Here is a 17,926-nt window from a genome sequence, read left to right as displayed (position 1 = left end):
TATTCTACCGTCTGCACACCGGCAAATTTTTGGAACTGGAGGCATCCAACTCGTGCGAGTCCTCGTTCTCGGTGGTGACGGATATTTGGGGTGGCCCACGGCCCTGCACCTTTCGGACTGCGGGCACGAGACCGCCGTGCTCGACAACTTCGCGCGCAGAAAGTACGACGAGGAACTCGGCGTCCAGAGCCTGGTGGCCATCGAGGACCTCGAGACTCGCGTCGCCGCGTGGGAGGAAGTCTCCGGTAAGAAGATGCCGGCCTACGTCGGCGATCTGCTGGACGCCGACTTCGTCTACGACACGCTGCGGGAGTTCCAGCCCGACGCCGTCGTCCACTTCGGTGAGCAGCGCGCCGCGCCGTACTCCATGATCGACCGCGAGCACGCCGTCTACACCCAGCACAACAACGTCATCGGGACGCTGAACCTCCTGTACGCCATCCAGGAGATCAACCCCGAGATCCACCTGGTCAAGCTCGGCACCATGGGCGAGTACGGCACGCCCAACATCGACATCGAGGAGGGCTGGCTCGAGGTCGAGCACAACGGTCGCAAGGACCGCATGCTCTACCCGAAGAAGCCGGGCTCCTTCTACCACCTCAGCAAGGTGCACGACTCGCACAACATGGAGTTCGCGTGCCGTATCTGGGGCATGCGGGCGACCGACCTCAACCAGGGCATCGTGTACGGCCAGCAGACCCCGCAGACCGTGCGGGACCCGCGGCTGGTGACCCGGTTCGACTACGACGCGGTGTTCGGCACCGTGCTGAACCGCTTCGTGATCCAGGCCGTCCTCGGCCAGCCGCTCACCGTGTACGGCACCGGCGGCCAGACGCGCGGCATGCTGGACATCCGGGACACGGTCGAGTGTGTCCGGCTCGCGGTGGAGCACCCGGCCGACCGCGGTGAGTTCCGCGTGTTCAACCAGATGACCGAGAGCTTCTCGGTCAAGCAGCTGGCCGAGCTGGTCTCCGAGTGCTTCCCCGGCCCCGTGCAGATCGACCACCTGGAGAACCCCAGGGTCGAGCAGCCGGAGCACTACTACAACGTGAAGCACACCGGGCTCGTGGAGCTGGGCCTGAAGCCGCACCTGCTCTCGGACACGCTGATCGAGTCGATGTTCCCCATCGTCGAGGACAACAAGCACCGCGTGGACATCGAGAAGATGCTGCCCACGGTGCGCTGGAAGAACCCGAAGAACTGAACCGGGTCCGTCCGCGGAGCAGTGAAGGCCACCTTCAGTGCGTTCAACGCACTGAAGGTGGCCTTCACTGCCCGAGGCTGGCAGGAGGCTGGTCGTTCAGCCGCGCTGGGAGCGGACGCCGAGCAGCACGTCCTCCCACGCGGGCACCGCGGGGTGGTTCCGCTTCTTGCTCTTCGGGCGCGCGGGCGGCTCCGGCTGGGCCGGTTCGTCGCCGGACACGCGTGGCAGTTCGGCGTCCGCACCCTCGGCCTGCTCGCCGAGCGGTGCCTCGATGACGGTGCCGCCTGGCTCGCCGTAGTCGAACGTCGCCTGCTCCGCGGTCTCGCGGTCGGCGCCGGGGTGCTCCACCGCACGCGGCGTGCGGTACGAGTTCGGGTCGAGCAGCGCCTCGGCGTGCTCGTTCAGCGCCGCCACCGTGCCGCCGTGGGCGCCGGGGGAGAACGACCAGAGCGCGCGGTTGTCCGAGCGGCCCGCCTGCCAGCGCAGGCCGACGATCCACCTGCCGTCGTCCCCGCGCCAGGAGTCCCACGTCGCCTGCGAGTAGTCCTGGCCGCGTGCCCCGAACGAGTACGCGACGATCTCGCCGAGCGTCTGCACGTCGGGGCCGTCCTCCCGCACCGGGTGCGCCTGCTGGGCCAGTTCCGCCGTGCGCGAGCGTTCGAGCAGGACGGGATAGGCGAACCGCTCCACCCGGGCGACCGGCACGCCCGCCGCCGTGGCCACCTGCTCGACCGACTCGCCGGCCCGGATTCGTGCCTGGATCTCTCGTGGGCGCATCTGGCTCTCCAGCTCCATCTCGATCTGGCCGAGGCGGGTGGCATCGCCACGGGCGGCCGCACGGAGTCGCTCGTCGGCGGGCAGCAGGAAACGCTCCTGGCGAGCCGGGTCTTCGCACACGATGGACTTACCGTCCTCGTGCAACCCGACTACCCGCAGCGTTCGCATTCCGCCTCCCCGCGACTTCACCGTTGTGGGTGCCTACGGTAGAACGGCGCGTCGCCTTGACGGCCGAGGCGCGCCGAGTTCTCGTACTGTCCATTATTGATCTTGAAGGAAGCCTTCCCATCGAGCATGGCTGACGCGCCGGGCGTTCCGCATCTCGATAAGGGGAATTTTGTGCCGCGAGTCCCCCGCTCCGGCGCGCGAGTTCCGCACTCGGGTTCCGGAATGTCCGCGTTCCGGCACCGGAGGCCGGTGGGCGAACGCAGCACTCGCGTGCCTGGGCGGGGGACTCGAAGGAGGGGGCGGCGGGTCGTGTTGGATGGGGCGCGTGTTGCGCGAGATCCCCGCCGCGGACGCGCCGAGGAGGACGCTGGCCTGGCTCGTCGTGGCCGAGGTCGCGATGCTCGCCGTGCTCCTGGTGTGGAAGCGGCTCGACGGACTGGACCTGGAGATCTACCGGCTCGGCGCGCAGGCCTTCCTGGGCGGCGGCGACCTCTACGGTCCCCTGCCCCCGACCACCGACGGCACCATGCTGCCGTTCCTGTACCCGCCGTTCGCGGCGGTCGCGTTCGCACCGCTGCTGGCCGTGCCGGTGGAGGTGGGGCTGGTCGCGGTCACGGTCGTCGGCGCGGTGGGGCTCGGCGCCGTCCTCGCGCTCTCGGCGGGCCGGATTGTCATGAGTGGCGCGTTACTGACGAAAAGTGCCAGTAACGAGCCACTCATGACACGCGGTGGGCTGGCGGTCGCCGGGGTGGTCACGCTCGTGGCACAGGCGCTGGCTCTGCTCAGCGAACCGGTGCGGGCCACGCTCGGCTTCGGCCAGGTCAACCTGCTCCTGATGCTGCTGGCAGGCGTCGACACGCTGGCGACAGAGCGGCACCGGATGCGCGGCGTGCTGGTCGGCGTCGCGGCGGCCGTCAAGCTCACGCCCGCGGTGTTCGTCCTGTTCTTCCTGCTGCGCAGGGACTTCCGCGCCACGGCCAACGCGGTGGCCGCGTTCGTCGTGTGCGGGGCCGTCGCCTGGGTGCTGTCGCCGGAGACGTCGGCGCGGTACTGGACCGACATCGTCACCGGCCACCGGATCGACGACCCCGGCTACATCGCCAACCAGTCGCTGCGCGGCCTGCTCGCCCGGCTCGACCAGCCGGCGTGGGTGTGGCCGCTCGCGTGCGCGCTCGTGCTCGCCGGGACGGTGCTCGTGATGCGCCGGGCCCTCGCCGCCCGCCAGCCCGCGCTCGCCGTGCTCGCCTGCGCGGTGGGGGCGCTGCTGGTCTCGCCGCTGTCGTGGACCCACCACTGGGTGTGGAGCGGTCCGGCCGTCGCGGTGGTGTGCGTGCTGACCCTGCGCAAGGGGCGAGCCCGAGCAGCCGTCCTGCTCGGGCTCGCCGCCGTGCTCGCCTGGGTCTTCGTCGCCAGCCCGCTGTGGGACCACCGGGACGTCTGGCCGCTCAGGGAGAGCTACGTCCTCGCCGGCGGGCTGTTGCTCGTGCTGTTCTGGCTACTGGCGCTCGACGACCCACTCGATGCACCGGGTGAGCGCGGTGATGTCGTCGGGCTCGATGGCCGGGAACATCCCGACCCGTAGCTGGTTGCGGCCCAGCTTGCGGTACGGCTCCACGTCCACGATCCCGTTCGCCCGCAGGGTCTTGGCCACCGCCGCGGCGTCGATGTCGTCGGTGAAGTCGACCGTGCCGACGACCTGCGAGCGCAGCGCGGGGTCGCTCACGAACGGGGTCGTGTAGCTCGTCTTCTCCGCCCACTCGTACAGCCGCGTCGACGACTCCTTGGTCCGGGCCGTCGTCCACTCGAGGCCGCCGTTGCCGAGCATCCACTCGATCTGGTCGGCCAGCAGGAACAGGGTCGCCACGGCGGGCGTGTTGTAGGTCTGGTCCTTGCGCGAGTTGTCCAGCGCGGTGGTCAGCGAGAGGAACTCGGGGATCCAGCGCTCACCGGAGCCCAGCTCGCCGACCCGCTCGATCGCCGCGGGGGACATGAGCGCGAGCCAAAGCCCGCCGTCGGAGGCGAACGACTTCTGCGGGGCGAAGTAGTAGACGTCGAAGTCCTCGGCGCGAACGGGCAGCCCGCCCGCCCCGGAGGTCGCGTCGATCGCCACCAGCGCGCCTTCGCTGCCCTCGGGCCTGCGCACCGGCACCGCGACCCCGGTGGAGGTCTCGTTGTGCGCCCACGCGACGAGGTCGGCGCCTTGCTGGTAGGCGATCTCCGGCGCGCTGCCGGGCTCCCCCTTGACGACGACGGAGTCGGCGAGGAACGGCGCCTTGCTGGTGACGGTGGCGAACTTCGAGGAGAACTCGCCGTAGGTGAAGTGCTGCGCGCGCTCCCGCACGAGGCCGAACGCGGCCGCGTCCCAGAACGCCGTGGTGCCTCCGTTGCCGAGCACGACCTCGTAGCCGTCGGGCAGGCCGAACAGCTCGGACAGTCCCGCGCGCACCCGGCCCACCAGCGACTTGACGGGCTTCTGCCGGTGGGAGGTGCCGAGGACGTTGGCACCGTCCTTCGCGAGGCTGGCGAGCTGCTCCTGCCGGACCTTGGAGGGCCCGCACCCGAATCGGCCGTCGGAGGGCTTGAGCTCGGCGGGAATGGTCAACTCAGCGGCTTCGGTCATGCGTGCAGTCTGTCACGGGGATCCGAGCCGGTGAATGGCGTGGGTCACCGCCAGCCGCCCTCGTCCACGCCGCCCGGGATGGGTGCGGAGGGGTCGTACGGCGCCCGCGTGAAGACGAACGTCGCCAGGTCGAGGTGGTGCGGCTCGCCCTCGGCGTCGCGGTGCACGCGCAGCGTCTCGCCCGCGTAGTAGCCGTCGAGGCCGAGCCACTCGTCGTCGCCGGTCGGGCGGAACCGCGAGGCCCGGCCGGGTCCGGTCGCCGGAGTGAGGTCGAGCCAGCCGTTGGCCAGTACGCGCAGGTGGAACGGCGCGGGGCCCCAGTGCCAGAGCCCGGTGAGGGGGAGCAGTGCCGGGTCGATGTCGGCGGGCCGCCACTCTCTCGGCAGCGCGGGCTCCTGCTCGTCGGCGATCGCGATCAGGTCCAGCACCAGCGTGAGGATCGCGACGCCCGAGGTGGTGTTGGCGAACGCCAGCGCGCCGGTGCCGGTCGCCGGGTCGATCATGGAGCAGGCGAGGAAACCGGGCATGGAACCGGTGTGCCCCGCGAGCCTGCGCCCGCCGGTGCGCACGAGCTGCAGCCCGAGCCCGTATCCCGCGGTCCACGCGTCTCCGTCGTCGACGGTCGCCACCTCGCGCATCTCGGCCACCGTGTCCGGATGCAGCACCTCACCGGTGTCTCCGCCGACGAACGCCGTCCAGCGAGCCAGGTCGTCGGCACACGACCACAGCTGGCCCGCGGGAGCCATCGCCCCCGCGTCCGGGGCGGGTTCGGGCAGGACCACGTCGGCGAACGGGTGCACGGCCCACCCTCGTGCGTGCCTGCCGTCGGGGTGGTCGGTGGTGCGGGTCATGCCGAGCGGGCCGAGGACCTCGGTGCGCAGCGCGTCCAGCCAGCCGGTGCCGCGGGCGCGGGCCACCAGCTCCCCCAGCACCCCGTAGCCGACGTTGGAGTAGTGGAACCGCCTGCCGGGGCGGTGCTTCGCGGCGCCGGTGGCGAGGCTCGCCTCCAGGTCGGCCCACGGGCCGCCCTCGCTGCGTTCCCACCACGAGCCGGGTGACTCCGACGTCAGGCCGCTCGTGTGGGCGAGCAGCTGGGCGATCGTGACACCGCCGAACGCGGTGCCCGGCACGTGCTTGTCGATCGGGTCGTTGAGGTCGAGCCTGCCCTCGTCCCGCAGTCGCAGCACGACCGCGGCGACCAGCGACTTGGTGATCGAGCCGAGCCGGTACTGGGTGCCGGTGTCGGGCGGCGTGCCGTCCACGAGCCCCCTGGCTCCCGACCACACGATCGCGCCGTCGCGCACCACGGCGGCGACGAGTGAGGGCGCGCGGTTGACCGACTGTTCCGTGGCGATCCGGCGGAGCAGCGCGAACTCGGTGGTAGGCAGCATGGCGCCATTCTGCCGACCGCGCCCCGCGCCCGTGCCCAGGACCTTTCGTTCAGCGCGGCGCGAGCAGGTCGGTGAGCGCGAGGTCGAGCGTGTCCAGCAGCCGTTCGTGCGCGGGCGAACCCGGCGGCGTGTGCAGCATGCGCGCGGAGAATCCGTCGGCCAGCACGATGACGAGGTCGGCCAGCCGGTCGGCGGGCACGTCGGTGCGCACGTCGCCCGAGTCCTGCCCGGCCTCCAGGAACGCCGTCGTGGTGACCTGCGCGGCGTCGTAGGAGTCGCGCAGCTGTGCCGCCCAGTCCGGGAGGGTCGCCGCGCGGGCGGTGAACGCGAAGACGACGATCAGCTCGGCTCGCCGCTGCTCGTCGAGCGGCAGTGCCTCCAGCAGGTGCCTGCGCAGTACGTCGAGGAACGGCCCGGACCCCTCGACGCGCTCCCAGCGCTGCAGCAGGTACTCGCCGGTGAGCGTGAAGGCGAACCGGAGCAGGTCCTCCTTGGTGGCGAAGTACTTCTGCACGGCACCGGCCGAGATCCCCGCCTCCGCGGCGACGGACCGCACGCTGACGGCCTCGATGCCCGCGTTCGCGATCACCCGCAGCAGCGCTTCCGCGATCTCCCTGCGGCGCTCGTCCCGGTTCACGATCTTGGGCACGGTGCCAGCGTAACCTTGACGGCGCGGATAAGATACAGATGTATTCCGAAGTCGAGGGTGGCTGATGTCGTGCGTGCGGCGCTGAGGGGGCAGGGTGGACGCGGGAACGCGGGTGGGGGCAGGCGGGCGCAACCGGCTCGCGGCGGCGCTGACCAGGGGGCCGGTCGAGGTCCTCGACTTCGTGCTGCCGCTGTGGGCGGGCGGCGTTCTCGGCGCGTCGGCGGCGCAGGTCGGCCTGCTGGTGGCGCTCGAGACCCTGGTCTCTCTCCTCGCCCGGCCGATCGCGGGACACCTCGCCGACCGCACTGACCGCGCCGGGCTCGCCGCCGTGGGCGCCGCCGGGTACGGCCTGTCGTTCGCGGGCTACGCCGTGGCGCCCGGGCTGGGGCTGGCGTTCGCGGCCGCCGCGGTCGGCGGTGCGGGTGGCGCGCTGTTCTGGGTCGCGTTGCGGGCCAGGGTGGGGGAAGGCCTGGCCGGGGACAGCGGGGCCTACAGCGCGCTGTTCGCGGCGGAGGGCGTCGGTACCTGGATCGCCTTCGCCGCCGGGCTGTCGCTCGTGCCGATCATCGATTACCGGGGCGTCTTCGCCCTCGGCGCGGTGGCTTGCGCGGTCGCGGCCGCGGTGCTGCTCCGGGAGCGGGGCGCCACACCGGTGCCGGACGGCGGGCCAGTATCGGCCGGGGGACTCGGTCGCCGGCTCCGGCCGATGCTGGCCCTCGTCGCCGTCACGGCGCTCGCCGAGTCCGGTGTCGCGCTGCTGTTGCTGTTGCACCTGCAGCGCGGGCACGACCTGGAGCTCGGCGAGATCGCCGCCGTCTTCCTGCCCGGGTTCATCGTCTACAGCACCCTGCCCGACTTCCTGCACCGGTTCGTCGTGCGCTGGGGACGGACGCGCGTGCTCGTGCTGGCGTTGCTGTGCAGCGCGGGCTTCGCGGCCGGGCTGTCGTTCGCGCCGAACCCGTGGGTGATCGGCGGCATGTGGATCCTTTCCGCGGTCGCCTTCGCCGCGGCGATCCCGGTCGAGCAGGCGGTGATCGCCGAGGCCGCGGGCGGCAGCCTCGGCCGGGGGATGGGGATCTACGAGACCGCGATGCTGCTCGGCGCGACCGTCGGCACCGCGACGGCCGGGGCGCTCTACTCGGCGGGCGACGGCTGGCGGTACGCGTGCCTCGGCGCGGCCGCGCTCCTGCTCGGCGGCACGGTGGCGGTGCGGCCCGCGCTGCGCGCGCTCGGTGTGGTGGAGCGTCCCGCGCCGCCCGGTCCGGGACCGGGGCGGCCGGAGTCCGGGCCGGGCCGGCAACCGAAGGCGAGGCCGGGGCGGAAGCCGCCGCGGCCCCGGATCGGTGGCTGGTTCCGGCACGTGGGCATCTACGTCGTCGTGCAGGCCGCGCTGGCGGTGGCGGGGTACAGCTGGCCGGTCGAGACGGTGTTCGGCGGCCCGCACGACCCCGGATGGTTCTGGAACTCCAGCGGTCACTGGCTGCTCAACGCGGGCCGCCTCTGGACCGCGGTGCTGGTCGTGGACACCGTCTGGACGTGGGGTGCCGTGCTCCTGCGGCGGTACTCTTATTGACAAGTTGTCTAACATGACGGAATGTCTCACAGTTGGGTGACCGCGAGCGACGGCGTCCGGCTCTCGGTGCGGGTGCGGGGGGCCGAGCGTGGCCCCACGGTGGTGTGCGTGCACGGCTACCCGGACGACTCCTCCCTCTGGGACGGGGTGGCCGCCGAGCTCACCGGACGGTTTCGCGTCGTCACCTACGACGTGCGCGGCGCGGGCGAGTCGGACCGGCCCTCCGGCCGCGCCGCCTACCGCCTCGACCAGCTCGCTGACGACCTCGCCACGGTCGTCGACGCCGTCGCCCCGGAGGGGCGGGTGCACCTGCTCGCCCACGACTGGGGCGCGATCCAGACGTGGCACGCCGTCACCGGGGAGGCCCTGCGCGGCCGGATCGCGTCGTACACGTCGATCTCCGGCCCCTGCCTGGACCACGCGGGGTACTTCTTCCGGGACCGGCTGCGCGTGCCCACCCCGCGCCGCCTGCGCGAGGCGCTGCACCAGCTGCTGCACTCGACTTACATCGCGTTCTTCCACCTGCCGCTGATCCCGGAGCTGGCGTGGCGGACCGGCCTGATGCGGCGCGCGATCCGGCGGCTCGACCCGGCCGCGGGCAGGCCGCGGATCGCCGACGGCCTGCACGGTATGAAGCTCTACCGGGCCAACATGCTGCCGCGCCTGTCGCGGCCCGCGCAGCGGCACGCCGACGTGCCGGTGCAGATCCTCGCGCCACGGTCCGACGCGTTCGTGTCGGTACCACTGCAGACGGACATCGGGCGGTGGGTGCCGGACCTGCGGGTGCGGCGCGTGCCGGGCACGCACTGGATGCCGCGCGCCGATCCGGCGCGCGTCGCCCGTGCCGCCGCCGAGCTGGTCGACCACGTGGAGGGCGGCCCCGAACCGAGGGCGCTGCGCGCGGCCCGGGTCACCCCGCGCCCGGCGGGACGCTTCCCTGGCAGGCTGGTCGTGGTCACCGGAGGGGGCGGCGGCATCGGGCGGGCCACCGCGCTCGCGTTCGCCGCCGAGGGAGCCGACGTGGTGGTCACCGACATCGATCCGGACGCGGCCGCGGAGACCGCGAAACTCGCCCGCGAACACGGACCCACCGCCAGTTCATACACAGTGGACTCCGCGGATGGTGCCGCGGTCGCCGCGTTCGCCGAACGGGTTCGCGTGGAGCACGGGGTACCCGACATCGTGGTGAACAACGCGGGCATCGGCATGGCGGGCTCCTTCCTCGACACCACCGAGGCCGACTGGCAGCGCGTGCTCGACGTCAACCTGTGGGGCGTGATCCACGGTTGCCGCGCGTTCGCCGGGCAGCTGGTGGAGCGGGGTGCGGGCGGGCACCTCGTCAACGTCGCCTCAATGGCCGCCTACCTGCCGACGAAGGTGCTCCCCGCCTACTCGACGACGAAGGCGGCGGTGCTGACGCTGAGCGAGTGCCTGCGGGCCGAGCTGGCGGGTCACGGCATCGGTGTGACGGCGGTGTGCCCCGGCGTCGTGCACACGGGCATCACCGGCAGCACCCGGTTCGTCGGCCTCGACGCCGCGGCGCAGGCGAGCAGGCGGCAGACCAGCACGCGGCTCTATGCGCGGCGCGGGTTCGGTCCCGAGCGGGTGGCCGCGGACATCCTCCGTGCGGTGGAGCGGAACGTCGCACTGGCACCGTCCACTCCGGAGGCGAAGGCCGCGCTGCTGCTGTCGCGGCTCACCCCGGGGCTGCTGCGGGCCGCCGCGCGCCGGGACCTGCTGCCGCGGTGAGCGCACGCAAGCCGCGCCGGATGACGCCGCAGGCGCGGCGGGAGGACCTGATCTCGGCCGCGCTGGAGCTGTTCGGCTCGCGGCCGCCGGAGGACGTGTCGGTGGACGACGTGGTGGCCCGTGCGGACGTGTCGCGGCCGCTGTTCTACCGGTACTTCGCGAGCATCCGGGAGCTGCGCGTCGCGGCGCTGCGCTCGGTCACCGACGGCCTGATCGACCGGCTGGCCCAGCGGGCGGAGGGCACGCGGACCGAACGGCTGCGCTCGGCCGTGCGGGCCTTCCTCGACGTGGCCGCCGAGCACCGGGCGGGATACGTCGCCCTGTTGCGCAGCGGGTCGGTGGTCGCCACCTCGGAGACCAACGCGATCGTCGACGAGGTGCGCAACCGGGCGGTCGAGGTGATCCTCGCCGACGCGGGCATCACCGACCCCGCACCGTTGCTGCTGGCGACGCTGCGGTGCTGGACCGCCGTCGTGGAGGGCACCCTGCTGACCTGGCTGCAGGACGGTGACCTGCCCGCGGTGGAGCTGGACGCCTGGCTGGTCGACCAGCTCCTCGCGATGCTGGAGGTCACCGCCCGCCACGAGCCTCGCGGGGGCGAGTCGTGAGTGAGAAACGTGGTAAGAACGACGTTTCTCACTCACGAGAGGCGGGGCACCTGGTCCCAGCCCTCGACCTCGCCGGGGTCACGCGGCCCGGGGCCGACGTACTTCGCGGACGGCCGGACGAGCCGCCCGGTCTTCTTCTGTTCCAGGATGTGGGCGGCCCAGCCCGCCGTACGGGCCGAGGTGAACATCGCGGGCATCATGTGCGGCGGCACCTCGGCGAAGTCGAGGATGACCGCGGCCCAGAACTCGACGTTCGTCTCGATCGGACGGTCCGGGCGCCGTTCCCGCAGCTCGGCGAGCGCGGCCTGCTCCAGCGCGGCCGCCACCTCGTAGCGTTCGGCGCCGAGCTCCTGGCACGTGCGGCGGAGCACCCTGGCCCTCGGGTCCTCCGCGCGGTACACGCGATGGCCGAAGCCCATGAGCCGCTCCTTGCGGTCCAGCAGGCCCTTGACGTACTTGCGGGCGTCGCCGGTGCGCTCGACCTCCTCGATCATCGGCAGCACGCGAGCCGGCGCGCCGCCGTGCAGGGGGCCGGACATGGCGCCGATCGCGCCGGACATCGCCGCGGCGACGTCCGCGCCGGTGGAGGCGATGACCCGCGCGGTGAACGTGGAGGCGTTCAGCCCGTGCTCCGCGGCGGACACCCAGTACGCGTCCACCGCCCTGACGTGCGCGGGGTCCGGCTCGCCGCGCCAGCGGACCATGAACCGCTCCGTGATGGACGACGCCTCGTCCACTCGTGACTGCGGTACCGCGGGGATGCCGATGCCGCGGGCCGACTGCGCCACGTAGGACAGTGCCATGACCGACGCGCGGGCCAGGTTGTCCCTGGCCTCCTCGTCGCTGATGTCGAGCAGGGGCCGGTAGCCCCAGATCGGCGCGAGCATGGCGAGCGCGGCCTGGACGTCGACCCGGACGTCGCCGGTGTGCACCGGGATGGGGAAGGCCTCGGCCGGTGGCAGGCCGCGGCCGAACCGGCCGTCGACGAGCAACCCCCAGACGTCGCCGAAGCCGACCTTGCCCGCCAGGTCCTCGATGTCGACGCCCCGGTACCGCAGCGCCCCGCCGTCCCGGTCGGGCTCGGCGATCTCGGTGCGGAAGGCGACGACACCCTCCAGACCCGGACGGAAGCCGTCGTCCGGCTGCTCGGACTGCGTCTGGCCCTGACTGATGGTGGATGTCACTGGAGTGGCCTTTCGCTGCGCGTGTCCCCGACAGGTGAGGTGTCCGTGCGGGGGACACGGGCGCGCCCCATCGCACGGTTGGACAAACCTTGCTCCTCTGACCGGCTGGTATCAATCGAAAGAAGCGGTGGTTTCGGTCACGATTACGAGAACGATTCAGCCGAGGCGGTGCCGACCGCGGAAATCCTTGCGCGGGCTGGTGCGTGGAGAACCGGGGTGAGAACCACGGAAAACGCTCACGAGCCGGTCAGCACGCCGACCGGACCGCCTTGCCCGCGAACCGGTCGCCCAGCCAGCGCATCCCCGCAGGGCCGACCGCCGACACCGCCGTGATGTGCCCGGCCAGCGGCACCGGGCGCCACCGCACCGCGGCGCCCAGCGCGCAGTACCGCGTCCGGAGCTCGCTGCCGACCGGGTACGGGATCAGCTCGTCGAGGATGCCGTGGTAGAGGTACACCGGCGCGCCGGGCCGCCGCTCGCCCGCACGGTTCTCCCGGAGCCTGGCCTGCCAGCGGGGATCGGCCAGCGGGTCGGGGACGGTCACGAAGTCGGCCAGCCGCGCGAACGGTGCCGCGGCGCCCAGTTCGGCCACGCAGGCGTCCTCGATCCGTGCCACCGTCCGGCGGCCGCGCTCGTTGAGGATCTCCGCGAACGGCACGTCCGGGTACGCGGTCGCGAGGCCGGCCGCGGCACCGAGCACCAGGCCGAGGAAGGGCCCGCCGTCGTTGAACCGGGCCACGTCCGTCAGGTCGGCGGGCACCCCGCCCGCGGCGACCCCGGCCAGCCGCACGTCCGGCGCGTACGTGGGTTGCAGCTCGCCCGCGAACGCGGCGGCCTGGCCGCCCTGCGAGTAGCCGAAGACACCCACCCGGCCGTCCGGGCGCAGCCCCGCGCCGGGCACCCGGGTGGCGGCCCGTGCGGCGTCCAGCACGGCCCTGCCCTCCGACTGGCCGGTCGCGTACGTGTGCCTGCCGGGGGTGCCGAGCCCTTCGTAGTCGGTGACGACGACGGCCCAGCCCTGGAACAGGGCCTGGGAGATCAGGGCGATCTCGTTCTCCGTGCCCGTCCGCAGCCGGTAGGAGGGCGCGCAGGAGTCGCCGAGGCCGTGCGTGCCGACGGCATAGCTGACCAGCGGCCGGGGCTCTTCGGGCCACGGTGAGCGCGGGACGAGCAGCGTCGCCGAGACGGCGTTCGGCTCGCCGGTCGCCGACGTCGAGCGGTACAGCAGCTGCCAGGCGCGCACCGGAACGGGCAGGGCGCGCAGCGGTTCGGCGTACACGTCGACCGCCCGGTGCCGGAGGAGCGCGCCGGGTTCGCCCGGCAGCGCCGCCGGTGGCGTGTAGAACGGGTCCGCGGAGGGCACGGGCGGGGTGGGCGCCGGGGTCCGCGCGGCCACCGTCGGCGCGCTCGTGGCCACCAGGGCGGTGAGCAGCAACAACGGCACCATCAACCGACCAACCATGGTGGCCTCCGGGTGATCCGCACTACATTGGTAATCGAGATTTTCGAAATGTATACCCGGGAGTAGGCAGTGGCAAGTTCGGGCCGGACCTATCGCGGCGTGGACGTCGCCTCGCGCAGGGCGCACCGTCGTGCGGCCCTGCTCGACGCCGCGCTCGAGGAGTTCACGACCACCGGCTACCGCGCCAGCCGCATCGCCGACATCTGCACGCGGGCGCGGGTGTCCACCCGCACCTTCTACGAGGAGTTCGAGGGCAAGCAGGACGTGCTGCTCGTGCTGCACGACCGCGTCAACGACCTCGCCCTGAGCCACGTGCGCCACGCGCTCGGCACGGTGCTCGAGACCGACGCCGTGACCCGCATCGGCACCTTGCTGGACGCCTTCGTCGCCGCCGTGACCGCCGATCCCCGGCTGCCCCGGCTGGCCTACGTCGAGGCCGTCGGGGTCAGTCCCGCGCTGGAGGCGCAGCACCAGCGGTGGGTGACCCGGTGGGCCGAGTTCATCGCGGCGGAGGCTGCCAGGGCTGCCGAGCACGGGCTCGCGCCACGCCGCGACTACCGGCTGACGGGGATCGCTCTCGTCGGGGCCGTCACCGGGCTGCTGCGCGCGTGGCAGGCGGGCAATCCGCCCGAACCGGTCGCGGTGATCGCCGACGAGATCAAGTCCCTCATGTCTGCGGCGATAACGCGGCAGGCGTAGTGACCGATCCAGTGGTGGGCGTCACCGGTCGGGAGGTTTCGCGGTCCCGGCCCAGGCCCTAACGTCGGCCGGAGAGACGGGGCGATCCCCCACGGGTGCGGAGGTTGTGGCATGTCGGAACTCGGCGGCAAGGGCGGCGGTGCCGTGGCGGAGGCGAACGGTTCGGAGGCGGACGCGGCCGTGCGCCTGCCGCAGATGCGGGTCGCCTACGACGGTGGTGCGCTCGACGAGTCCGCGCTCGCTCCCACGTGGACCGAACAGCTCCGGGCGTGGCTCGACCAGGCGGTCGCCGCGGGACTCGCGGAGCCCAACGCGATGGTGCTCGCCACCGCCGACGCCGAAGGGCTGCCCTCCTCGCGGACGGTCCTGTGCAAGGGGCTGGACGAGCGCGGCATCGTCTTCTACACCAACTACACCTCGGCGAAGAGCCACGACCTCACCGTCACCCGGTACGCGTCGGCCACGTTCCCGTGGTTCCCGCTGCACCGGCAGGTGACCGTGCGCGGCGAGGTGGAGAAGGTCTCGCCCGACGAGACGGCGGCCTACTGGCGGTCGCGGCCACGCGGCTCGCAGCTGGGCGCGTGGGCTTCGCCGCAGTCCCGCGTCGTCGAGGGCAGGCGGGCGCTGGACAACGCGCTGCACGCCATCGAGCGCCGGTTCGCCGACGTCGACGAGGTGCCGGTGCCGCCGCACTGGGGTGGCTGGCGCATCCGCCCCGACCTGGTCGAGTTCTGGCAGGGCAGGGAGGACCGGCTGCACGACCGGCTGCGCTACGTGCGGAACGAGGACGGCTGGCGGATTCACCGCGTCGCCCCCTGACGTCACCGACAGTTAGCTGCGTAGGCTAACTATCCGTGGGTGGGCGTAGCGGAGCGCGGAGAGTACTCGGATCACTCGTCGTCGACCGGAGGCCACTGCGGATCCCGGCGTTCCGCAGGCTCTGGATCAGCTCTGTCGTCACCGCGATCGGCAGCCAGCTGACCGCCGTCGCGGTGCCGAAGCAGGTCTTCGACCTCACCGGGTCGTCCGGTTACGTGGGGCTCACCGGGGCGGTCGCGCTCGTGCCACTGCTCGTCTTCGGGCTGTGGGGCGGGGCGATCGCCGACACCGTGGACCGGCGGCGGCTGCTGCTCGTCTCCAACATCGGGATCGCCGGCACCGCCGCGCTGCTGTGGGCGCAGGCGTTCCTCGCCGTGGACTCGGTGTGGGTGGTGCTCGCGCTGCTCGGCGTCAACCAGGCCTTCTTCGCGATCAACATGCCGACGCGCAACGCCGTGGTCGCCCGGCTCGTCCCCGAGCACCTGCTGCCCTCGGCGGCCGCGCTGACCGGCACGATGATGACCTTCGGCGCGGTGTTCGGCCCGCTCGCGGCGGGCGCGCTGCTTCCGGTGGTCGGTTTGTCCACTTTGTACCTGGTGGACACCGCCGCGCTCGTCGTGGTGCTGTGGGCGGTGTGGCGGTTGCCTGCCCTGCCGCCGACGTCCGGGCTCGTCCGCAGGGCCGGGCTGCGGGACGTGGTCGACGGATTCCGGTACATGGCGACGCAGAAGGTGCTGCTCGCGTCGTTCGTCGTGGACATCGTCGCGATGGTCGCCGGCATGCCGCGCGCGCTGTTCCCCGAGATGGCCGAACGCACCTTCGGCGACCCTCCCGGCGGCGGGCTCGCGCTGGGCTGGCTGTTCGCGGCGATCCCGCTCGGCGCGATGCTGATCGGCCTGATGTCCGGCTGGGTGAGCCGGGTGCGCAGGCAGGGTGCTGCCGTCGTGGTCGCCATCTGCGTCTGGGGCCTCGCCGTCGCGGGCTTCGGGCTGGCGAACTCGCTGTGGCTGGCGGTCGTCTTCCTGGCCATCGGCGGTGCGGCCGACATGGTGAGCGCGATCTACCGGATGGCGATCCTGCAGTCCGCGGCCACCGACGAGATGCGCGGTCGCACCCAGGGCGCGTTCACGGTGGTCGTGGCCGGTGGGCCGAGGGTCGCGGACCTGACGCACGGCTGGGCGGCCGCGGGTGTCGGCACGGCCGCGGCCGCCACCGGGGGTGGTGTGCTGGTGATCGTGCTCGTCGTCCTCGCCGTCCTGCTGCTGCCCGCCTTCTGGCGCTACCGCGCGCCCACGGCGGAGGAGCGGCCCGCGCCGACGGCCTGATCGCTCACTCGCACGGCGGCTGCGCGGCCCCGGCCCGCCCGGGCACCCTGTTGCGGGTGGCGGCGGGCGAGCGGCAGAAACACCTCAACCATGCCCTGATGCGCATCCCGCGCCGGGCCGAGAGCAGCGACCGGCACGTGCTGGCCGGAACCTATGTCGCGGCGGGCTCCTTCTCCGCGATGCTCAACTCCAGCGACCACCAGATCCTCTACGGCCGCAGGGGGACGGGGAAGACGCACGCGCTGCTGCACCTCGCCGCCCTCGCCGAGCACTCCGGTGACGTCCCGGTCTACCTGGACCTGCGGACGATCGGCTCGGCGGGCGGACTGTCCGCCGACGGCACCCAGAGTGTGGCGCTGCGCGGGACCCACCTGCTCGTGGACACGCTCGAAGCCGTGCACGACGAGCTGCTCGCGGCGGCTGTCGACGGAGGCACCGCGGACCGCGACGGTGTGCTGCGGGCACTGGACGACCTCGCCGAGGTCGCGACCACCGTCGAGGTGGTCGGCGAGGTCGAGCGGGAGACGACACTGGGGACGGTGGCCGAGTCGGCGGGTTCGCTCGGCCTCTCGGTGTCCGCGGCACCGTCGGCCACGGCGTCGGCGGAGCACCGGCGGACCGTCAGCGCCGAGAGCAGGCTGCGCCGCACCGGGGTGGAGCGGCACCACGTGCTGTTCGGTCCGCTCGGCAGGGCGCTGCGGGAGCTGACGCGGTCGCTCGCGCCCGCCCGGCTGTGGCTGTTGCTCGACGAGTGGAGCAGCGTGCCGCTGGACCTGCAGCCGATCCTCGCCGACCTGCTCCGGCGCAGCGTCCTGCCGGTCGGCGGCGTCACCGTCAAGATCGCCGCCATCGAGCGGCGATCCCGGTTCTCCGTGCCCGGACGCCGTGGCGACTACGTCGGCATCGAGGTGGGCGCGGACGCCGCGTCGGCCGTGAGCCTCGACGACTACCTGTTGTTCGAACACTCGCGAGACCGGGCCACGGAGTTCTTCCGGCAGCTGTTCCACAACCACGCGGGCTCCCGGCTGGCCACGATGATCCGGAACCCGCCGCCCGACGCGGAGAGCCTCGTGGCGGAGCTGTTCCGGCGCGACGCCTTTCCCGAGCTCGTCCGGGCCGCCGAGGGCGTGCCGCGCGACGCCATCAACATCGCGGCGCTGGCCGCCCAGCATGCCCACGACCAGCCCATCGGCCTGGCCGACGTGCGGCGTGCCGCGCGGGACTGGTACCTGCGCGACAAGCAGAGCGTGGTGAGCGCCGACGAGCCGATGCGCAGGGCCCTGCGGTACCTGATCGACGAGGTCGTCGGCCGTCGCCGGTCCCGCACGTTCCTGGTGGACCACCTGGCGTGCGCGCACCGCGACGTCATCGACGAGCTGTTCGACGCCCGCCTGCTGCACCTGCTGCGCCGGGGCGTGGTCGACCCGCACCACCCGGGGGTGCTCTACGACGGGTTCGCCCTCGACTACGGCTGTTACGTGTCGCTGCTGCTCGACGGCGGCTCGCACCTGCGCCCGAGGGACCGGGGCGGCTGGCTGACCTCGGCGAAGGGCGTTCCGCCGGAGCGGTTCGACTTCGCCGCCGCGACGATCGACCTCGCCGTGCTCGATCAACCCTCGGAGCCCTGACACCTGCCGCCCCGCGGTACTCCACGGCGCCGCGCAAGCCTGCGCCTGGCCGCGATCTCACTGTCAACAG

Annotated in this window: 15 protein-coding genes; 9 read left to right on the top strand and 6 right to left on the bottom strand. The window is 72.6% G+C overall.

Annotation, left to right across the window (positions count from 1 at the left end):
* The first annotated feature begins 52 nt into the window (after window positions 1-52).
* Window positions 53-1,204, top strand: coding sequence for an NAD-dependent epimerase/dehydratase family protein (locus B0I33_RS04935; protein WP_106177325.1), 1,152 nt, complete (start codon window positions 53-55; stop codon window positions 1,202-1,204).
* A 96-nt stretch (window positions 1,205-1,300) separates the two neighbouring features.
* Here B0I33_RS04935 and sepH read toward each other — a convergent pair whose 3' ends face one another.
* Window positions 1,301-2,149: a septation protein SepH gene (gene sepH, locus B0I33_RS04930; RefSeq protein ID WP_106177324.1), complete on the bottom strand. Its 849-nt coding sequence runs from the start codon at window positions 2,147-2,149 to the stop codon at window positions 1,301-1,303.
* A 325-nt stretch (window positions 2,150-2,474) separates the two neighbouring features.
* Here sepH and B0I33_RS04925 point away from each other — a divergent pair, with 325 nt between their 5' ends.
* Entirely contained in the window at window positions 2,475-3,731 is a 1,257-nt protein-coding gene (locus tag B0I33_RS04925) for a glycosyltransferase 87 family protein (RefSeq protein WP_245900447.1), read from the top strand.
* Here the strand turns inward: B0I33_RS04925 and serC are convergent.
* Genes serC through B0I33_RS04910 form a run of 3 tightly spaced genes read right to left on the bottom strand, consistent with a single transcriptional unit; the run spans window position 3,645 to window position 6,809 of the window.
* On the bottom strand, window positions 3,645-4,769 hold the full coding sequence (gene serC / locus B0I33_RS04920; RefSeq protein WP_106177322.1) for a phosphoserine transaminase: 1,125 nt from the start codon (window positions 4,767-4,769) through the stop codon (window positions 3,645-3,647). The genes B0I33_RS04925 and serC overlap by 87 nt on opposite strands.
* Before the next feature lie 44 nt (window positions 4,770-4,813).
* Window positions 4,814-6,160, bottom strand: a complete 1,347-nt coding sequence (locus B0I33_RS04915; protein WP_106177321.1) for a serine hydrolase domain-containing protein — start codon at window positions 6,158-6,160, stop codon at window positions 4,814-4,816.
* Window positions 6,161-6,209: 49 nt separating this feature from the next.
* A complete protein-coding gene (locus tag B0I33_RS04910; RefSeq protein ID WP_106177320.1) occupies window positions 6,210-6,809 on the bottom strand; it encodes a TetR/AcrR family transcriptional regulator in 600 nt (199 codons plus the stop codon).
* Between the two features lie 94 nt (window positions 6,810-6,903).
* Between B0I33_RS04910 and B0I33_RS04905 the strand changes: the two genes are divergently transcribed.
* The 3 genes from B0I33_RS04905 to B0I33_RS04895 are packed head-to-tail and all read left to right on the top strand — an operon-like array spanning window position 6,904 to window position 10,739.
* The gene (locus B0I33_RS04905) at window positions 6,904-8,382 is read left to right on the top strand and encodes an MFS transporter (protein ID WP_106177319.1); all 1,479 of its coding nucleotides are present in this window, start codon (window positions 6,904-6,906) and stop codon (window positions 8,380-8,382) included.
* Between the two features lie 21 nt (window positions 8,383-8,403).
* Window positions 8,404-10,131 (top strand): SDR family oxidoreductase, encoded by a 1,728-nt coding sequence (locus B0I33_RS04900; protein WP_245900446.1) that lies wholly within the window; start codon window positions 8,404-8,406, stop codon window positions 10,129-10,131.
* Between the two features lie 20 nt (window positions 10,132-10,151).
* On the top strand, window positions 10,152-10,739 hold the full coding sequence (locus B0I33_RS04895; RefSeq protein ID WP_106177317.1) for a TetR/AcrR family transcriptional regulator: 588 nt from the start codon (window positions 10,152-10,154) through the stop codon (window positions 10,737-10,739).
* A gap of 32 nt (window positions 10,740-10,771) precedes the next feature.
* Here the strand turns inward: B0I33_RS04895 and B0I33_RS04890 are convergent, their stop codons facing one another.
* Both B0I33_RS04890 and B0I33_RS04885 read right to left on the bottom strand, forming a co-directional pair.
* A complete protein-coding gene (locus tag B0I33_RS04890; protein ID WP_106177316.1) occupies window positions 10,772-11,923 on the bottom strand; it encodes a citrate synthase 2 in 1,152 nt (383 codons plus the stop codon).
* 247 nt (window positions 11,924-12,170) lie between these two features.
* Complete coding sequence (locus tag B0I33_RS04885) at window positions 12,171-13,385, bottom strand: lipase family protein (protein WP_245900445.1); 1,215 nt, start codon at window positions 13,383-13,385, stop codon at window positions 12,171-12,173.
* A gap of 69 nt (window positions 13,386-13,454) precedes the next feature.
* Between B0I33_RS04885 and B0I33_RS04880 the strand changes: the two genes are divergently transcribed.
* The 4 genes from B0I33_RS04880 (at window position 13,455) to B0I33_RS04865 (ending at window position 17,856) form a co-directional block, all read left to right on the top strand.
* Window positions 13,455-14,084 carry a TetR/AcrR family transcriptional regulator gene (locus tag B0I33_RS04880; RefSeq protein WP_106177314.1) on the top strand — a complete coding sequence of 210 codons (630 nt, stop codon included), beginning with the start codon at window positions 13,455-13,457 and terminating at the stop codon, window positions 14,082-14,084.
* A gap of 111 nt (window positions 14,085-14,195) precedes the next feature.
* Window positions 14,196-14,903, top strand: coding sequence for a pyridoxamine 5'-phosphate oxidase (pdxH, locus tag B0I33_RS04875; protein WP_106177313.1), 708 nt, complete (start codon window positions 14,196-14,198; stop codon window positions 14,901-14,903).
* 35 nt (window positions 14,904-14,938) lie between these two features.
* Window positions 14,939-16,228: an MFS transporter gene (locus B0I33_RS04870; protein WP_106177312.1), complete on the top strand. Its 1,290-nt coding sequence runs from the start codon at window positions 14,939-14,941 to the stop codon at window positions 16,226-16,228.
* A 56-nt stretch (window positions 16,229-16,284) separates the two neighbouring features.
* Window positions 16,285-17,856 carry a hypothetical protein gene (locus B0I33_RS04865; RefSeq protein ID WP_106177311.1) on the top strand — a complete coding sequence of 524 codons (1,572 nt, stop codon included), beginning with the start codon at window positions 16,285-16,287 and terminating at the stop codon, window positions 17,854-17,856.
* The last annotated feature ends 70 nt before the right edge of the window (window positions 17,857-17,926 follow it).

Origin of the sequence: Prauserella shujinwangii (genome assembly GCF_003001955.1) — a bacterium.
In the GTDB taxonomy this organism is placed as follows: domain Bacteria; phylum Actinomycetota; class Actinomycetes; order Mycobacteriales; family Pseudonocardiaceae; genus Qaidamihabitans; species Qaidamihabitans shujinwangii.
Note: the sequence above shows the minus strand (reverse complement) of the source record. Positions and strands in the feature narration are given on the sequence as shown.